Origin of the sequence: Clostridium nigeriense, assembly GCF_050585245.1 — a bacterium.
Lineage (GTDB): Bacteria > Bacillota > Clostridia > Clostridiales > Clostridiaceae > Clostridium > Clostridium nigeriense_A.
The window spans coordinates 411,473-430,702 of record NZ_JBNOOF010000001.1 but is presented as its reverse complement, the minus strand read 5'-3'; the positions used below and the strand labels follow the sequence as shown (position 1 = coordinate 430,702).

The 19,230-nt window shown below is 27.0% G+C and carries 17 protein-coding genes; 13 read left to right on the top strand and 4 right to left on the bottom strand.

Annotated elements, in window-relative coordinates; translation table 11 throughout:
• The 7 genes from hemB (at position 1) to ACQPUY_RS02140 (ending at position 7,364) form a co-directional block, all read left to right on the top strand.
• Positions 1-969, top strand: coding sequence for a porphobilinogen synthase (gene hemB, locus ACQPUY_RS02170; protein ID WP_430839273.1), 969 nt, complete (start codon positions 1-3; stop codon positions 967-969).
• A 3-nt stretch (positions 970-972) separates the two neighbouring features.
• Entirely contained in the window at positions 973-2,250 is a 1,278-nt protein-coding gene (gene hemL, locus ACQPUY_RS02165) for a glutamate-1-semialdehyde 2,1-aminomutase (protein WP_430839272.1), read from the top strand.
• Between the two features lie 13 nt (positions 2,251-2,263).
• Complete coding sequence (locus ACQPUY_RS02160) at positions 2,264-3,043, top strand: sirohydrochlorin cobaltochelatase (RefSeq protein WP_430839271.1); 780 nt, start codon at positions 2,264-2,266, stop codon at positions 3,041-3,043.
• A gap of 126 nt (positions 3,044-3,169) precedes the next feature.
• Complete coding sequence (locus ACQPUY_RS02155) at positions 3,170-3,952, top strand: formate/nitrite transporter family protein (RefSeq protein ID WP_430839270.1); 783 nt, start codon at positions 3,170-3,172, stop codon at positions 3,950-3,952.
• A 241-nt stretch (positions 3,953-4,193) separates the two neighbouring features.
• Entirely contained in the window at positions 4,194-4,889 is a 696-nt protein-coding gene (locus tag ACQPUY_RS02150; protein ID WP_430839269.1) for a response regulator transcription factor, read from the top strand.
• Positions 4,879-5,940, top strand: a complete 1,062-nt coding sequence (locus ACQPUY_RS02145) for a sensor histidine kinase (RefSeq protein WP_430839268.1) — start codon at positions 4,879-4,881, stop codon at positions 5,938-5,940. Before ACQPUY_RS02150 ends, ACQPUY_RS02145 begins: the two co-directional genes overlap by 11 nt.
• Complete coding sequence (locus ACQPUY_RS02140; protein WP_430839267.1) at positions 5,940-7,364, top strand: sensor histidine kinase; 1,425 nt, start codon at positions 5,940-5,942, stop codon at positions 7,362-7,364. The genes ACQPUY_RS02145 and ACQPUY_RS02140 overlap by 1 nt, the downstream gene beginning before the upstream one ends.
• A 96-nt stretch (positions 7,365-7,460) precedes the next feature.
• On the opposite strand, the gene ACQPUY_RS02135 is transcribed toward ACQPUY_RS02140, so the two are convergent.
• Complete coding sequence (locus ACQPUY_RS02135) at positions 7,461-8,012, bottom strand: PadR family transcriptional regulator (protein ID WP_430839266.1); 552 nt, start codon at positions 8,010-8,012, stop codon at positions 7,461-7,463.
• Positions 8,013-8,175: 163 nt separating this feature from the next.
• On the opposite strand from ACQPUY_RS02135, the gene ACQPUY_RS02130 reads away from it, so the two are divergent.
• The gene (locus tag ACQPUY_RS02130) at positions 8,176-10,170 is read left to right on the top strand and encodes an FAD-dependent oxidoreductase (protein WP_430839265.1); all 1,995 of its coding nucleotides are present in this window, start codon (positions 8,176-8,178) and stop codon (positions 10,168-10,170) included.
• 80 nt (positions 10,171-10,250) lie between these two features.
• On the opposite strand, the gene ACQPUY_RS02125 is transcribed toward ACQPUY_RS02130, so the two are convergent.
• Positions 10,251-11,276, bottom strand: coding sequence for a branched-chain amino acid aminotransferase (locus tag ACQPUY_RS02125; RefSeq protein WP_430839263.1), 1,026 nt, complete (start codon positions 11,274-11,276; stop codon positions 10,251-10,253).
• Positions 11,277-11,522: 246 nt separating this feature from the next.
• Between ACQPUY_RS02125 and ACQPUY_RS02120 the strand changes: the two genes are divergently transcribed.
• Positions 11,523-11,900 carry a RidA family protein gene (locus ACQPUY_RS02120; protein WP_430839261.1) on the top strand — a complete coding sequence of 126 codons (378 nt, stop codon included), beginning with the start codon at positions 11,523-11,525 and terminating at the stop codon, positions 11,898-11,900.
• Between the two features lie 94 nt (positions 11,901-11,994).
• Here the strand turns inward: ACQPUY_RS02120 and ACQPUY_RS02115 are convergent, their stop codons facing one another.
• Both ACQPUY_RS02115 and ACQPUY_RS02110 read right to left on the bottom strand, forming a co-directional pair.
• Positions 11,995-12,738: a TIGR03915 family putative DNA repair protein gene (locus tag ACQPUY_RS02115; RefSeq protein WP_430839259.1), complete on the bottom strand. Its 744-nt coding sequence runs from the start codon at positions 12,736-12,738 to the stop codon at positions 11,995-11,997.
• 12 nt (positions 12,739-12,750) lie between these two features.
• Entirely contained in the window at positions 12,751-14,100 is a 1,350-nt protein-coding gene (locus ACQPUY_RS02110) for a putative DNA modification/repair radical SAM protein (protein ID WP_430839257.1), read from the bottom strand.
• Between the two features lie 201 nt (positions 14,101-14,301).
• On the opposite strand from ACQPUY_RS02110, the gene ACQPUY_RS02105 reads away from it, so the two are divergent.
• The 4 genes from ACQPUY_RS02105 (at position 14,302) to fliB (ending at position 19,229) form a co-directional block, all read left to right on the top strand.
• On the top strand, positions 14,302-15,354 hold the full coding sequence (locus tag ACQPUY_RS02105) for an ABC transporter substrate-binding protein (RefSeq protein ID WP_430839255.1): 1,053 nt from the start codon (positions 14,302-14,304) through the stop codon (positions 15,352-15,354).
• A 111-nt stretch (positions 15,355-15,465) separates the two neighbouring features.
• Positions 15,466-16,023: a DUF3867 domain-containing protein gene (locus ACQPUY_RS02100; protein WP_430839253.1), complete on the top strand. Its 558-nt coding sequence runs from the start codon at positions 15,466-15,468 to the stop codon at positions 16,021-16,023.
• Positions 16,024-16,158: 135 nt separating this feature from the next.
• Positions 16,159-17,715: an ABC-F family ATP-binding cassette domain-containing protein gene (locus ACQPUY_RS02095; RefSeq protein ID WP_430839252.1), complete on the top strand. Its 1,557-nt coding sequence runs from the start codon at positions 16,159-16,161 to the stop codon at positions 17,713-17,715.
• 293 nt (positions 17,716-18,008) lie between these two features.
• A complete protein-coding gene (gene fliB, locus ACQPUY_RS02090; RefSeq protein ID WP_430839251.1) occupies positions 18,009-19,229 on the top strand; it encodes a flagellin lysine-N-methylase in 1,221 nt (406 codons plus the stop codon).
• Position 19,230 lies beyond the last annotated feature (1 nt).

The window sequence follows — 19,230 nt, the reverse complement described above, 5'->3', positions numbered from 1 at the left end:
ATGATTAAAAGGGGAAGAAGATTAAGAGCAAATTCAGCAATTAGAGATTTAGTAAGAGAAAATGTTTTAAATTCCAATGATTTTATTTTCCCAATTTTCGTTGTAGAAGGAGAAAATATAAAAGAAGAAATAGCATCAATGAAAGGAAATTATCATTGGTCTTTAGATAGACTTCCTGAAATAATTAAAGCAGTTGAAGAATGTAATATAAGAGGAGTAATCTTATTTGGATTACCAAATCATAAAGATGATTGTGGGTCAGAGAGTTATAAGGATAATGGAATCGTTCAACAAGCAATTAGAAAAATAAGAGAAATTTCTAAGAATTTATACATAATAACAGATGTTTGTATGTGCCAATATACTAGTCATGGTCATTGTGGAATATTAAATGGAAATGAAGTTGATAATGATAAAACTCTTGATGTATTAGGAAAGATATCATTATCTTATGCTAAAGCTGGAGCTGATATGGTAGCACCTTCTGATATGATGGATGGAAGGATAGGTTATATAAGAGAGGCCTTAGATGAAAATGGATATGAAAATGTAGCTATAATGAGTTACGCAGCTAAATATTCATCAGCATTCTATGGACCATTTAGAGAAGCTGCTCATTCAACACCACAATTTGGGGATAGAAAGACTTATCAAATGGATCCAGCTAATTCAGAAGAAGCATTAAAAGAAATTCAATGGGATATTAATGAGGGTGCTGATATAATAATGGTTAAACCAGCAATGTCTTATTTAGATATTATTAGAAGAGCTAAAGAGTTAGTAAATGTTCCAATTTGTGCGTATAATGTAAGTGGAGAGTTTGCAATGGTTAAATCAGCAGCAGAGGCAGGTCTTATAGATGAAAAGTCAGTAGCCTTAGAAATGTTGTTATCTATGAAAAGAGCCGGTGCAGATATTATAATAACTTACTTTGCTTTAGATGCAGTAAGATGGTTAAAGGAGAATTAAGTTATGAGGAATGATGTAATATTTCATGAATCCAAAAAATATATGCCTGGTGGAGTTAATTCACCTGTTAGATCTTACAAAAATACAGGAATGACTCCTCCAATTATAAAAAGTGGAAAAGGGGCAATAATAATAGATGAAGAAGGAAAGGAATATATTGATTTTGTATTAGCATGGGGACCAATGATACTAGGGCATTCTGATAAGGATGTAGTAAAGGCTATAAAGGAAGTATCAGAGAGTGCAATAGCTTTTGGAGCTCCAACTGAATTAGAACTAGCTATGGCAAAGTTTTTATGTAAAAACTCAGAAAATGTTGAAATGATAAGAATGGTCAATTCAGGAACAGAGGCAACTATGAGTGCTATCAAATTAGCTAGAGGGTATACTAAAAAGAATAAAATTATAAAATTTGCAGGATGCTATCATGGACATTTTGATGGATTTTTAGTAGAGGCAGGTTCAGGTGTATTAACTAATGGGATTCCAGGTTCTTTAGGAGTTCCTGAAGATAGCATTAAAAATACATTAATTGCAGTTTATAATGATAAAGATAGCGTGAAATCTTTATTTGATAAGTATGGAAATGATATTGCAGGAGTTATAATAGAGCCTGTAGCTGGAAATATGGGAGTAATAAAGGCTGAAGAAGACTTTATGAATCTATTAAGAGAAGAATGTGATAAATATGGAACTTTATTAATATTTGATGAAGTTATGAGTGGATTTAGAGTATCCTATGAAGGGGCTCAAAAATTATTTACTGCAAAGCCTGATTTAGTTACATATGCAAAGATTATTGGTGGTGGTCTTCCTTGTGGTGTCTACGGTGGTAAAAAAGAAATAATGGAATATTTATCTCCAGTAGGTGAAGTTTATCAAGCAGGTACTATGTCAGGAAATCCAATAGTAATGGCAGCAGGGCTTGCAACATTAAATAAGCTTAAAAACAATAAAGAAGAATATTATAAAAAAATAGAGAACCTTGGAAAATTATTAGAAGATGGATTATTAGAGATAGCTAAAGAAAAGTCCATTCCATTAACTATAAATAGATATGGTGGAATGCTTACTATATTCTTTACAACTTTAAAAGAAGTAAGAAATTATGAAGATGTAAAAACTTGTGATGCAGAAATTTTCAAGAAGTATTTTAAACATATGATTGAAAATGGAATTAATATACCTCCATCTCAATATGAAGCATTATTTTTAAGTGTTGCTCATACAGAAGATCATATTAATAAATTCCTAGAAGTCTTCAGAAATTTTAATATTTAATAGGGGGATGATTATGTCAAAAGCAATTGTTATTGTTTCATTTGGAACATCTAATTTAGATGGATTAAAAGAGATAGAAGACTTTGAAGAAGAAATAAGAAAAAGTTTTAATGATAAGTACTATGTATGTAAGGCCTTTACATCTAGTATAGTATCTAATATTTTATTTAATAAATATGGAAAGATAGTACCTAGGCTAGAAGAGGTACTATTTAATTTAAGTAATGATAAATATAGAGAAGTATATATACAACCACTTCATATTATAGAGGGTATTGAATTTTTATCTATTGAAAAAACTATAAAAGAATACAATTATTCTTTTTCTAAAATAACTTTAGGTGAAGTTATTATGGGAAATGAAGAAAAATCATTGCATGAAGGATGTAAGTTGATTGTAGATGCTATGGATGAGGATTTAAAGAAAACTCAAAACATAGTATTAGTTGGTCATGGTTCAAAAAGTATAGATAATGAAAGTTATAATGAATTAAAAAATACTTTCATTAAAAAAGGGTTTAAAAGTGTATATATGGGAACATTAGAAGGTGAAATTAAGAAAACCGATATATTAAGAGAACTTATAAAGAATAATATTGAAGAAGTATCAATGGCTTCAATTTTGATGTTGCCTGGAAATCATATTAAAAGAGATATTTTTGGAGATAAAAACTCTTGGAGAACTTTAATGGAAGAAAATAATATCAAAGTAAATCCAGTTAAAAAATCATTATTAGAATATAAAGAAGTTAGAGAGTTTTATATAAGTAAAATCCATGAAAAAATTAAATAATATAGATGAAAAACAAAGTTTTAATTGCAAAACTTTGTTTTTCATTATACAATATTTTTTAGCAAAAAATTAAATTACTAGTTTAAGTGATTTGCAAAAAATTGATATTATATAGTGGGGTGCAACATGTACAGCAAAGAAATTCATAATTTAGCCCATTCAGCAGAGGTTAAAAGTAATTTATTAAAAAGAAGTAAAGCTAGATACTTAATAAGTGCTGCTTTAGGAAGCTTATTTGTAAGTTTAGGAATTATGCTAATTTATAGTATAGGTGGAATATTGCACCATAATGGAGTGGATACTTATAAAATTTTAATGGGAGCATCTTTTGGAGTAGCACTTAGTTTAGTATTAATGGCAGGTGGAGATTTATTTACAAGTAACGCCATGATTATGACTATGGGAGCTTTAGAAAAAACAGTAACTTGGATAGATGCTTTAAAAATTTGGTTTGCAAGTTGGATTGGAAATATACTTGGAGGAATTATTGGCGCAGTTCTATTTGTCCAAGCTGGTTTAGCAAGTGGTAAAAGTGATTATATTGGAGAATTTATAGTTAGTAATGCTCTTGCTAAAATAAATACTCCAGCAGAGCAGTTAATTATTAGGGGTATATTATGTAATATACTAGTTTGTTTAGCCGTTTGGATGTGCTATAAGCTAAAAGAAGAAACTGCTAAAATATTAATGATATTCTGGTGTTTATTTACTTTTATAACTGCTGGGTTTGAACATAGTGTTGCAAATATGAGCTTTTTAGCTATGGGTTATTTAATAGATCCAGCAACAATTACTTTAGGTGGATATGCATATAATATAGTTTTAGTTTCACTAGGAAACTTTATCGGTGGAGTATTATTTTTAGCTTTACCATATTACTTTATTACTAGTGGAAGCAAAGAAAAATAATTTAAGAAATTAATCTATGAGTAATTTATAAATAAAATATAGAAGGAGATAAAAATCATATTTTTATTGTTTAGAGCTTTAGCAATGGAATAATAAATATGATTTTTATCTCCTATTCTATTTGTAAGGAATTTGTTAGAAATATTATAGATTATTTTTAACTTTATAACTTAATATATAATTGATAGATGTTATAATTTACATATAATAACTTAAAGAAAAGGGAGAAAAAAATAAAAATATGGGGAAGTATAATGTTTTAGTAGTTGATGATGAAAAAGAAATAACAGATGCAATTGAAATTTATTTAAAAAATGAAAATATAAACGTAATTAAAGCCTATGATGGAATAGAAGCATTAAATATAGTAAAAAAAGAAGATGTACATCTAGTTATAATGGACTTAATGATGCCTAAAATGGATGGAATGAGGGCAACTATGAATATAAGAGAATATAAAAATATACCTATTATAATTTTATCAGCAAAATCTCAAGATACAGATAAGATTTTAGGCTTAAATATTGGTGCAGATGATTATATAACTAAGCCTTTTAATCCTTTAGAGCTTATTGCTAGAGTAAAATCTCAATTAAGAAGATATGTAGATTTAGGTAATTATTCAAGAGAGAATGAAGAAGATGTTTTATCCTATGGAATAATAAAACTAGATAAAAATAAGAAATTATTAGAATTAGATGGAAAAGAAATAAAGATAACTAAAACAGAATATAAGATTTTAGAATTACTTTTAAGAAGTCCTGGTAGAGTATTTTCTGCAAAAGAAATATATGAAAGAGTATGGGAGGAACCATGCTTTAATACAGATACAGTAATGGTACATGTAAGAAGAATTAGAGAAAAGATAGAAGTAGATCCTAAAAAACCAAGATATATAAAAGTTGTATGGGGAGTTGGATATAAGTTTGAAAAATAAAGGAGAAAACTTAAAATATTTATTTTTTATTTTATTAGGTATTTTATTAATTTTATTGGTGGTATATATAGTTCCACAATATAAAACCTTAGTATCGATTATTATAGTTTTGACATTATTAAATGTCTTAATGTTTATAAAGTTATTTAAAAATAATAGTATGAGTTCTTTTGTATGGAGTGGTATTGAAAAATGGATAAAGGACTTTAAAAATGAGGAAAAATCAAGTTACTATATTCAAAGGGAAGTGTTTAATAAAGAAAATATTGAACTACCTATAGATAGAAATTATTTAAATTTAATAGATAAAATTAATTATATATCCCTAGATTTAAAAAAATCTGCAATAAATATTAGAAAAAATGAAAAGGTTAATATGGAGCTTATAAATAATTTAACAAATAAATTAAATAAGCCATTAGAAGATATAAGTACTAATATAAATAAATTGAAGATAGAAGAAGATAATGATGATGCAATAAAAATTTTAAAGATTAAATCAAATAACTTAAAGAAATTAGTTGAAGAATTATTTGAAGCTTCTAAAACTGCTACAGGAGATATGGAAATAGAATTAAATGATATTGAAGTAATAGAGTTCTTAAAGCAAGCAACTATAGAAATAGAAGATAAGTTATTAGATAAGAACTTAATAATTAAGAGTAGTTTTCCTAAGGAAGGACTATATATATCCTGCAGTGGAGAAATGCTATGGAGAGTATTTGATATTATTTTTGAAAATGTTGTAAAGCATTCTTTAGAAAATAGTAGAATTTATTTAGATGTGAAAAGAGAAGATGAAAAGATATATATAATTTTAAAAAATACTTCTAAAAAGGAATTAAATATAGATCCAAAGGATTTAGTATATTTAATTAATAGTAATAAAAGTGAAGACGTTTCCGGTCTTGGGTTAGAAATTGCAAAAAATTTAGTTTTATTACAAAAGGGAGATTTTAAAATAAATATAGATGGAGATTTATTTAAAGTTATTATTACCTTTAATATAAAGTTATTAACTGAAGCTTCCTTAGATAAGGTGGTGAATTAATGTTATTAGATAAGGTTTTATTAAAAAATAATATAAGCTGGCTTAAGGATTATGAAGTTAAAAATTTAATATTAATAAATGAAAAAGTATTATTAGAGACAATAATAGGTAAGATTTTAATTTTAATTAATTATTTTGTTGTCAGAAAATTAGTTAATACAACAGGTAAAGAGTTTTTACCAAATTACAATACTGAAGGACCTAAATATATAGTTTTATTAACTTGGATAGTTTTCACTATAATAGTAGCTATTTCAGTAATTCAAATAGTTTTAAAATGTAGAGTATATAATAAAAGTAATATAGAAGAATATGAAAAGAGATTTTATAAGGTAAAAGTATTTGATAGATTCATAAAGATAGTAATTAATGTGATTTTTTATATGGTTTTTTATCAAATTATTTTTCAAATAACTATGAGTGGAATAGATATAAAAGAAACTATATTAGTTTGGATAATTATATTAAATACAATTGTTACTTTATATCTTTATATAGGTCTTGTAAAAAATAATTTAATAATTAAAAATATAAACTTAGTTTTAGATAAAACTATTAAATGTTTAGAAGATGGTAACTTTACTAAGGTTATTGAAATATTAAATATTAATAAAAGTAATTATGCAATTCTTAATGGAGTTGAGTTTAATATAATGAATAGAGCCATTTTTGATTTTATTTTAATATCTAGGGACATAGAAGATAGAGAAGCTATTTCTAATATAAATAAGATAGATTTAATAACTAATGTATCTCATGACTTAAGGACTCCTTTAACATCAGTAATAAATTATGTTGATTTTTTAAGTAAAGAGGATATTAATGCTAAGAATAGAAAAGAATATATAAATATATTAGAAAGAAAAGCAAATAGAATAAGTATATTATTAAAGGATTTAAAAGAGTCTATAATTGCAAATTCTGAAACAGTTATTTTAGAAATAAAAGAAATAGACTTAATAGAAGTATTGAATCAAGCTTTGCTTGAAGTAAAGGAGAAATTACTAGAAAAAGAATTAAATATTAATATAAAGATTTATATTAACTCTAAAGAATCTAGTATAGAAGAGAAAAAAAGGATTATAGTTAGCGGAGACTATAATAAAATATTAAGAATATATCAAAATCTAATATCCAATATTATTAAATATGCCATAAGGCCCTCAGATGTTTTTATAATAATTGAATATGATGAAAGTAAGGTTAATAAAAAGAGTAAAGTGATATTTATTAATAAGGTAGAAGAAAATATAAGTATAGATGCAGAAAGATTAGTTGAAAGATTTAAAAGAGGAGACGTTTCAAGAAGTACAGAGGGATCAGGCCTTGGATTAGACATTGCAAGGGGATTAGCTGAGGCACAAGGTGGAGATCTAAGTATAGAACTTAAAGATAGTATGTTTATTGTGAATATTTGTATATAATTTTCTTTAGATTAAAAGTTCACATATGTAATTTTGCGATGACTTGGAGCGAAGCGTATGAATAAGCAAAATTTACATATGTGAACTTTTTATAGTTTAATTTTCTTTAGATATTTTATCTAAGCAATCATTAAGCCAATCAATATAATTTTTTTCTCTCATTATTGCTCCGTTTAAAACAATATAGTCACCAAATCCTGGGGAAGAGACTTTTGAAATCTCTTTATCTTTTAATAAATTTTCCATGGCACTTTCTAGATAAGATAATCTTTCTGTATGTTTTGCAATGGCACTTTGAAATTGAGAATTTAGTGTTTCTTTATCCATTTCATCACAGAAATAGGCTTTTAATCTAAAAATATCTTTAGGTGTCTGTTCTAAAGGATCATCTTTTTTTAGCCAATTTTGAAGGCTAAGTCTACCTTTTTCAGTAATAGAATATAATTTTTTTTCAAGTTTCTCTCCTTGAATAACTACTTCATAAGAAATAAGTCCTTCTTCGGTTAATTTTTTTAATTCAGGATAAATCTGACTATGTTTTGCATACCAAAACTCAATTAATCCTGAATTAAAAGCTTTAGTTATATCATAGCCTGTTAATGGACTCCTATTAACAAGACCTAAGATTGCATATTTTAATGTCCTCATATGTACTACCTTTCTTACAATATTTATATTTAATATTTTATCATGAAAAAATATAAAATAAAATATTAATATAAATATAAACATGTAAATATTGACATGTTTATATTTGAGTAATATAATGGAGTTGTAAATGTTAATTTTTTAACTAACAGGGGGGATTTTCGTGAATAGATACAAAAAATTATTTGAACCAGTTAAAATAGGAAAATGTGAAATAAAAAATCGTTTTGCTATGGCACCAATGGGTCCACTAGGATTATCAGATAGTGAGGGTGGATTTAATCAAAGGGGAATTGACTATTATACTGAGAGAGCAAAAGGGGGAACAGGATTAATAATTACTGGTGTAACTTTTGTAGATAATGTTGTTGAAGAACATGGAATGCCTAATTGTCCTTGTCCAACACACAATCCAGTTCAATTTATTAGAACTGCTAGAGAAATGACTGAAAGAATACATGCTTATAACGCAAAGATATTTCTACAAATGTCAGGTGGTTTTGGTAGAGTTACAATACCTACTAACTTAGGAGAATTTCCACCAGTTGCCCCATCACCTATACAACATAGATGGCTTGATAAAATTTGTAGAGAGTTAACTATAGAAGAAATAAAATCTATAGTTAAGAAATTTGGAGATGGTGCGTATAACGCTAAAAGAGCTGGATTTGATGGAGTTCAAATTCATGCTGTTCATGAAGGATATTTAATAGATCAATTTGCCATATCATTATTTAATAAAAGAAGCGATGAATATGGTGGAAGTTTAGAAAATAGACTTCGTTTCGCTCGTGAAATAGTTGAAGAAATTAAAGAAAGATGTGGAGAAGACTTTCCAGTAACTCTTAGATATTCACCAAAGAGTTTTATAAAAGATTTAAGGGATGGAGCTCTTCCAGGAGAAAAATTCACTGAAAAGGGAAGAGATTTAGAAGAAGGAATAGAAGCTGCTAGATTACTTGTATCTTATGGATATGATTCATTAGATGTAGATGTAGGATCATACGATTCATGGTGGTGGAGTCATCCTCCAATGTATCAAGAAAAAGGATTATATAGACCTTTTGCTAAATTAATGAAAGATACAGTTAATGTACCAATAATATGTGCAGGAAGAATGGATAATCCAGATATGGCTCTTGAAGCTATTGAAAATGGAACATGTGACATGATAAGCCTTGGAAGACCATTACTTGCAGATCCTGATTATGTAAATAAGTTAAGAGCAAATAGAATTGAATCAATTAGACCATGTATATCTTGTCAAGAAGGATGTATGGGACGTATTCAACATTATTCTATGCTTAATTGTGCAGTAAACCCTCAAGCATGTAGAGAGAAGGATAATGCTTTAAATCCTATATTAAAAAAGAAAAAAGTTTTAATAGTTGGTGGTGGAGTAGCTGGATGCGAAGCTGCTAGGGTATTAGCATTAAGAGGACATATCCCAGTAGTTTATGAAAAGAGTGACAAATTAGGTGGTAATTTAATTCCAGGAGGTGCCCCAGATTTTAAAGAGGATGATATTGCGTTAGCTACTTGGTATGATAATACTTTAAAAAATTTAGATGTTGAAGTAAATTTAAATACAGAAATTACAAAGGAAGATATTCTTAATTCAAATGCAGATGAGGTAATAATTGCAACAGGTTCTGCTCCAAAAGTATTTTCTCTTGGTGACGATAGTAAAGTATATACAGCAGCAGACGTATTAATCGGAAAAGAAGATTGTGGAGATAATACTGTTATAGTAGGTGGAGGATTAGTTGGTTGTGAACTAGCACTTGATCTTGTAAAGAAAGGAAAGAAAGTTACAATAGTTGAAGCACTTAATAAAATATTAGCGGTAAATGGACCTTTATGTTCAGCAAATAGTGAAATGCTAGAAAGATTAATTCCATTTAATAATATAGATGTAAAAGTAAATTCAAAGGTTAAATCATATAATAATGGAGTTCTTGAAATAGAAAGAGAAAATGGGTTAGAAACTATAAAATGTGATTCAGTTATTCTTGCTATAGGATATAAAGAAGAAAATTCATTATACAATGAGTTAGAGTTTGAAGTTCCTAATATTCACCTTTTAGGGGATGCTCGTAAAGTTTCTAATATAATGTATGCAATTTGGGATGCTTATGAAGTAGCAAATCATATTTAGTTATAAAAAATGATGTATCATCACTATGTGATACATCATTTTTTATAATATCTTAAAATGTTAAAAATAATGAATTATAATTATTTTACTTCAAATATCCAACCCTCTGGTGCTTCAACATCACCAAATTGAATTCCACAAAGTATTCTATAAAGTTCTTTTATAACAGGGCCAACTTCCTTTTCGCTATAAAATACATGAAGTTTATCATTATATTCTATGCCACCAATAGGAGTTATAACAGCAGCAGTACCACAAGCACCAGCTTCTTTAAACTCATCTAGATTATCTACATAAACATCTCTTTCATATACAGGCATATTTAAATAATCTCTAGCAATATCCATTAGGGAGTATTTAGTTATACTTGGAAGAATTGATGGTGATTTTGGAGTAACAAATTCATTATTCTTAGTTATACCAAAGAAATTTGCAGCACCAACTTCTTCAATTTTTGAATGGGTTGCAGGATCTAGATAGATACAATCAGCAAAACCTCTTTCAGCAGCAATTAAATGTGGATGTAATGAAGCAGCATAGTTTCCACCTACTTTTTGGCCACCTGTTCCTTGTGGAGCAGCTCTATCATAGTCTGCTATCATAAAGTTACATGGTGATAAACCTTCCTTAAAGTATGGACCTACAGGTACAGCAAACACGCAAAATATGTATTCAGGTGCAGGTTTAACACCAATATTATTTCCAACACCTATCATAAAAGGTCTTAAATATAATGTAGCACCAGTACCATATGGTGGAACATAATGTTCATTAGCTTTTACAACTTGCATACAAGCATCTATAAATTTTTCCTCTGGTATTTCTGGCATAAGTAATTTCTTAGTGCTATCATTCATTCTTTTAGCATTTCTATTTACTCTAAATAATTGAACTTTACCGTCTTTTCTTCTATAAGCTTTTAATCCTTCAAAGCATTGTTGACCATAATGTAGGGCTGTTGAAGCTTCACTTATAGTTAACATATTATCTTCAGTTAGTATACCTTCGTCCCATTTTCCATCTTTCCAAACTGATATATATCTGTAATCAGTTTTAATATAGTTAAAACCAAGATTATCCCAATCAATTTTAACATCTTTATTCATAAATACTACCTCCCTCAGAATTTTAATATTATTTTATCACTTATTAATAAATTATTAAAGTTTTTATTAAAAAAATATTAAACTAATATAAAAAAATAAAATAAATTACTATAAGAAAAATATATTGATTTATTTTATGTTGAAGTTTTCTTTGAAACAGTGTATAGTTTTATTAGTAAAAAATGGATATGAATATTTTAAATAAAATCCAATAAAAAAATACATAAAAGAAAGGGTGTATATTATATGCAAAAAGAAATTATTTCAACTCCTAATGCTCCAGCAGCAATAGGACCTTATTCTCAAGGAATTAAAATAGGAGATATGGTATTTACTTCAGGTCAAATTCCAGTCAATCCAGTAACGGGAGAAATTGCAATAGAAATAAAGGCTGCTACCAAGCAATCTTTAGAAAATGTTAAAGCTATTTTAGAAGAAGCTGGCACTAGTCTAGATAAGGTAGTTAAAGTAGTGGTATTTATTAAGGATATGAATGACTTTGCAAAAGTAAATGAAGTTTATGGACAGTATTTTACTGAAAATACTCCAGCAAGAAGTTGTGTAGAAGTTGCAAGACTTCCTAAGGATTGTTTAATAGAAATAGAAGCTATAGCAACACTTTAATTTTAATAGGGGCTATAGGGCCCCTATTAAAATTAAAATGAATAATTATTGATATAATTTAATCTAAATCACTAAAATTTAATAGCTTTAAATTTTAGTGATTTTTTAGTTCGGTTAGGTTATTCCAATATCTTTTAGGCATTGATCTTTTTTGAAGTTTTAAATTACTTCTTTCTTTTATAGAAGTAGATTTAAAATAATTTCTCCAAAGATCCTCAAATTCATCATTATAATTTTTAAAAGAATTATATAAATCATTATCCATTTCGATTATTCCCCAAGAAATCTTATTGTAGATAGAAGCAATATTTCTTTTAACATCATGAATAATCCAATATTCATTACTAAATCTACTCTTAAAATGAGGAGATATTAATTCAAGAATATTATTATCAGGCTCTATTGAAGAATATAGAAATTTATTATTTATTAGTGAAAAACGAATAAATCCAGTAAATCTATGGGCTTCTAGAGAAACACGTCTTTCTATTAAGTCTAGTTCTCTAACTTCATTTATATATAAGTGCTTGTGTATATTTGTTCCTAATTTAAAGGCTAGTTTTAAATATTTATAGCATAGTAATCCTTTATTTTTATAATTTGATAAATAAAGTTTATATATTTTATTTAGGGCAAGAGGATCAATTTTTAAAACTATAGAATCTTTAACTTTTTTATATTTTTCTATATCTGTCTCTACATATTCAACTTTAGTTAACATATCAACATCAAAATCATTCTCAGTTGTTATAGAAGTTATTTCGTCTTTAGAGTAAAAAGCATAATAAATTGCACATAAAAAACCTTCAAAGGAATCCTCATAAATTATTTTTAACATAGATTCACCACCTTATATTTCACCAGTAATAGAAGTAAATTTATCTTTTGGAAGTATAATCTTCTTAGGTTCTGGAAGAAGTATATTACTTTTAGAACTAGTATATATATCATCAAAAAAAGATAATTGCTTAGAATTTTCATTATCTAATTTAGGTTTATCCATATATAACAATCTAGTTCTAATTTTTTCATCATTAAAAGACACATCTCCATAGTATTTTCCTTTGCAAGTAATAAAATATTTAGCTCTTTTTAAAACTACTCCTATCTTTTTTAAATCTTCAAATGAAAGAGAGTGAACTCTTCGAGCCATTAAAATTCTTTGAGCAGAACGAACTCCTACTCCTGGAATCCTAAGAAGTTCATTATAGGAAACTTTATTTATTTCCATAGGAAAGCTATATATATTATTTAGAGCCCAGGAAGTTTTAGGATCAAAATTTAAATCAAAGTTTTCACTTTCATTTTTTAACAATTCATTAGCTTTAAACCCATAAAACCTTAATAACCAATCTGCCTGATATAATCTATGTTCTCTAACTAAAGGTGGATGAGTTATATCTGGTAGAGCCTTTTCATTTTTAACTACAGGAACATAAGCAGAGTAATAAACTCTTTTTAAATTAAATTTATTATATAGATTTTCTGATAAATTCAAAATCTTATAGTCACTTTCTTGAGTAGCACCTACAATAAGTTGGGTACTTTGTCCCCCAGGAACAAATAAAGGAGTAGATTTTATATTCTTTTTTAAGTCTTTATTTTCTAAAATTGAATTTTTAATAATTCCCATAGGAGCTAATATATTTTCTTTAGTTTTTTGAGGAGCGAGAAGTTTTAAGCTAGAAGAGGATGGAAGTTCAATATTTACACTCATTCTATCAACAAATTTCCCAGCTTCTTTAATTAAATCTTCATCTGCTCCTGGAATAGCTTTTAAGTGAATATAGCCATTAAAATTTTCCTCTAATCTTAGCTTCTTAACAACTGAAAGCAAAAGCTCCATTGTATAATTAGGATTTTTAAAAATCGCAGAGCTTAAGAAAAGCCCTTCAATATAATTTCTTTTGTAAAAATTAATAGTTAAATATACAACTTCTTCAGGGGTAAAAGCAGCTCTAGGAATATCCTTAGAGGAAGCATTTATACAATATTTGCAGTTATAAATACAGTAATTAGTTAATAAAATTTTTAAGAGAGAAATACATCTTCCATCTGCTGCGAAACTATGGCAGATACCACTATTAGCAGCATCCCCTAAACCATTATTAGTATTTTTTCTTTTAGATCCGGAAGAAGAACAAGATACATCATATTTAGCAGCTGCTGAAAGAATATTTAGTTTTTCTTTTATATTCATAAAATCACCTACTTAAATTAATTAAGATTATTATACCGAACAAACGTTCTTATTTCAATAGAAATATAAATATTAAATATGTATAAAAAAGGATATAATAAAATATATAATTTATATGGATATTTTTTACTTGCAATAAATAAAATACACTTTATAATTATTATTGTTAAATAATTATTGTAAATGAAAGGAAGATTATAAATGAAAAGGTCTATGAAGATTTCTGCGTTAATTTGTAGTTTAGTTTTAACTTTTGGATTATTTGCAGGATGCCAAAAAAGTGATAAGAAAACTATAAATGTGCTAAACTATGGGGAAAACATAGCAGATGGAATAATAGAAGAATTTGAAGATAAGTATAATGTAAAAGTAAATTATAAAACTTTTGATGATATGGAAACTATGTACATAGAAGTTTCTTCAGGAAAAACTAATTGGGATGCAGTTTTAGTATCTGATTATATGGCTGATAGAATGATTCAAGAAGGACTACTTCAAAAGATAGATAAGGATAAAATCCCTAATTTAGAAGAAATGAATGAAAGTGATATGGGACAACCATATGATCCTAATAATGATTATACTGTTCCTTATATGAATGGTACTATCGGTATTATATATAATAAAGATTTAGTATCTGATCCAGTAGATAGCTGGGATATAATGTGGAATGAAAAATACAAGAAACAAATCTTTGTATTAGATGCCCAAAGAGATGCTATAGGAATGGCATTAAAGAAATTAGGATATTCATTAAATACAACTGATGAAAAAGAGTTAGAGGAAGCTAAGAACGCATTAATTGAACAAAAACCATTAGTATTAAAATATGGTGCTGATGAAGTTAAAGATTTAATGACTTCAGGAGAAGTAGCTATTGCTATGATATGGTCTGGAGAAGGTTTAACTTTAGCAGATGAAAATGAAAACTTAGAATACGTAATTCCAAAAGAAGGGGCTAATTATTGGTTAGATTCTTGGGCTATTCCACTTAATGCAAATGATAAGGAAACTGCAGAAGAGTTTATAAATTTTGTAAGTAGTAAAGATAATGCTTACAAAATTGCAGAAGAAATAGGATATACAACTCCAAATAAATTAGCTATGGAAGAGCAACCAGAGGAAGTAAGAAATAATGAAGGAGCATATATGCCACAAAATATTATGGAGAAATGTGAAGTTTATAAATACTTACCTCAAGAAAAGCTTAAGTTATATGAAAATGTTTGGGATGCAGTAAAAACAGCAAATTAATTAAAATTTTATTAAAAAATATTAATATTAAATTAAGTCAATAGAATAAAGTATGGATTAATAGTATAATATTAATAACATCTATTAAACATATAGGAGTTGATTAGTATTATGGATAGAATTATAGATTTTAATGAATTAAAAAATAGAGTAAATGACAAAGATATAGATAAATTTGAATCATATATTTATAATTTATATTATGATATGTCTTCTGGAAAATTAAATATGTCAGACTTCACTAAAAAGATGATGGAATATATGGAAGAAAATAATATATCCCAAGATAAGTTTTTAAAAATGCAAACTAAGCTTATGGAAAGATACGGATTTGATTCATCTGGAATTGAGGAACAAATTAAATCTTTAGGATTAAGTAATGTTATTCCAGGTGCAGGAGACATTGAAAAAATAAGAAAAAATATAAGTTTTCAAGAAAAATATAAAGATGGGATAAAGGTTTCTACAGTTAATCGTTATTCTATAAAGAATGATAAAAATGATTTAAATATATTAACAGATGGAGAAAAAATTATTTTAACTAGTAAAGGAAAAGTAGATTTAAATGATATAGAGCTAAATGACTTTTTATGTTCTTATAAAAAAGTTATAGATGATAAAACTTTAAGTATTTCTATCTGTGAAAATATTAAAGAATATGAATACTAAAATTGTTAAAAAAAATCTATTTATTTTCTTAGATTATAGTTTATAATAGGTAAGGTATGATATTAATCATACCTTATTTTTGTGAAAAAACAATTAAATTTTTAGTAAATAGATATAACTACAGGAGGCTAGTAAATGAGCGTATTAACAGTTAAAGATATGAGTCATGGCTTTGGTGATAGAGCTATATTTGAAGATGTGTCCTTTAGATTATTAAAGGGGGAACACGTTGGATTAATTGGTGCCAATGGTGAAGGGAAATCAACTTTTATGAGTATAGTTACAAATAAACTTATGCCAGATGAGGGAAAAGTTATTTGGTCAAACAATGTTAGAGTTGGATATATGGATCAACATGCAGCCTTAGAAAAAGGACAAAGCATTAGAGATTCACTAAGAGATGCTTTTAAATATCTTTTTGATTTAGAAACAGAGATGAATTCTCTTTATGAAAAAATGGGAGATTGTACACCAGAAGAATTAGAAAAGATGCTAAATAGAACAGCAGTTATCCAAGATCTTTTAGATCATAATGGATTTTACATAATAGATGCAAAGGTAGAGGAAGTTGCAAAGGGGCTTGGTCTTTTAGACTTAGGTTTAGATAGAGATGTAGATGATTTATCAGGAGGACAAAGAACTAAGATACTTTTAGGTAAGTTATTACTACAAAATCCAGATATACTACTTCTAGATGAGCCTACTAACTATTTAGATGAAGAACATATAGAATGGCTGAAGAGATATCTTCAAAATTATGAAAATGCATTTATATTAATTTCTCATGATATACCATTTTTAAATTCAGTAGTTAATTTAATATATCATGTTGAAGAAAGAAAGCTAACAAGATATGTTGGTGATTACTATGAATTTAAGAGATTATACGATGAAAATAAAAAGAGATTAGAAGCAGCTTACGAAAAGCAACAAAAAGAAATAGCTAGATTAGAAGATTTCGTTGCAAGAAATAAAGCAAATGTTGCAACTGCTAATATGGCTAAGTCAAGACAAAAGAAGTTAGACAAGATGGAGATTATAGAACTTTCTAAAGAAAAACCAAAACCAGAGTTTAACTTTAAAATTGCTAGAACTTCTGGAAAAACTATATTTGAAACTAAAGACTTAGTTATAGGATATGATTCACCACTTACAAAACCTTTAAATCTTTATATGGAAAGAGGACAAAAGATAGCTTTAGTTGGAGCTAATGGACTTGGAAAAAGTACATTATTAAAAAGCTTACTTGGAAAAATTCAGCCTTTAAGTGGAGAAGTTTATTTAGGAGACTATCAACATATAGGATACTTTGAACAAGAAGATAGAGAAAAAAATACAAATACATGTATAGAAGAAGTATGGCAAGAGTTCCCAAGTAAGACACAATACGAAATAAGAGCAGCCCTTGCTAAATGTGGATTAACAACTAAACAATTAGAATCAAAAATAATGGTTTTATCAGGTGGAGAAGCAGCAAAGGTAAGATTATGTAAGATATTAAATACAGAAACAAATATATTAATCCTTGACGAGCCTACAAACCATTTAGATGTAGATGCAAAGGAAGAATTAAAGAGAGCATTAAAAGAATATAAAGGTTCAATTTTACTAGTATCTCACGAACCAGAATTCTATAGAGATGTTGTAACGGAAATATGGAACTGTGAGGATTGGACAACTAAAATAGTATAATAGCTTGCTTTAGTACTATTGGATTTAGGATTATAAATAGTGAATCGTAACCAAATTAAACAGTTAAATTTTATATTTGGCCATGAGAACTTACTCATATAAAGATGCAAGAATTATTTCTTACTTTAGAAGATATAGAATATATTTTTAATGGGACAATACATTGATTTCGGAGGAATAATATTGATATTATATCTAGAAATTGAGGCATATCTGACAAACTTAAAATTCTGTAGTAAAATAAATGTGTAATAGAATAGTTTAAGTAATTTATTTGAAAAGGAAGTTATACTATGGGAGAAAATATAAAAATGAGATCCCCAGGATATTTTAAAGAATTTAAGTGTATAGGTGGAAACTGCAAAGATAGCTGTTGTGTTGGTTGGGATATAGATATAGATAAGGCTACCTTCAAACAATATTATAAAATTCAAGATAAAGAAATGAAAAGAATGTTTCAAAAAAATGTTCATAACAATGATTTTTGTACAAGTTATGATGTAGATTATGGGAAAGTAAAGTTAAAAGCTGATAAAAGGTGTCCTTTTTTGGATGAAGAAAATTATTGCATTATTTATTCTAAGCTTGGAGAAGAATATCTTTCAAATGTTTGTACATCTTTTCCTAGAATAATTAATAAAATAGATGGTTATTATGAAATGTCCCTTGATGTAGCCTGTCCTGAAGCTGCAAGAATTCTTTTGTTAAAGGAAGAGGGAATTAAGTTTAAAGAAAGTGAAGAAAACTTAGGAAAACATATAGTATCAAGTGAGATTGATACTAAATCTAAAAAATATAATAAGTCACCAATAAAGTATTTCAAAGAAATTAGAGATCTTAGTATTAAAATAATACAAAACAGAAAATTAAATTTAAGTAAAAGGCTTTATATATTAGGTGATTTCATTAATACATTAGAGGACGAGCTTAAAGATAATTATAGTAATGTACCTAAATTTATTAAAAAATATGATATAAATTTAGTTAATGATCATTATGAAAAAAATCAATTAAATTATCTTATTCAAATTGATTTTTTTAAAAAAATGTTAGAGTTTTTAAATGTATCTAAAAATGTGGATAGCTTTTCTTTTAAAGAATATACAAAGCAAATTATAGTTGGATTTAAGTTTGATGAAAATGTTGAAATAAGTGAATATTCAGGATTATACATAAAAGCATTTGAAGATTATAATGAAAATTTCATTAATAATAATAGCTATATTTTTGAAAATTATTTAGTAAATTTCATATATAATAATATTTTTCCATTTTCTGAATCTGAATCAATATTTGATGGATATATTATGCTTTTAACAAGATATTCATTTATTAGATTTTATTTGGTTGGGAAATATATATACAATAAACAGGAATCTAAAGAAAGCATAGTTGAATTTATCCAAGTTTTTTCTAAAACTATAGAACATCATAAAAGTTATTTAATTGATTCATTAGAGTACATAAAAGAAAATGAATTTGATAATATGGAATTTGCTAAAATACTTTTATAAT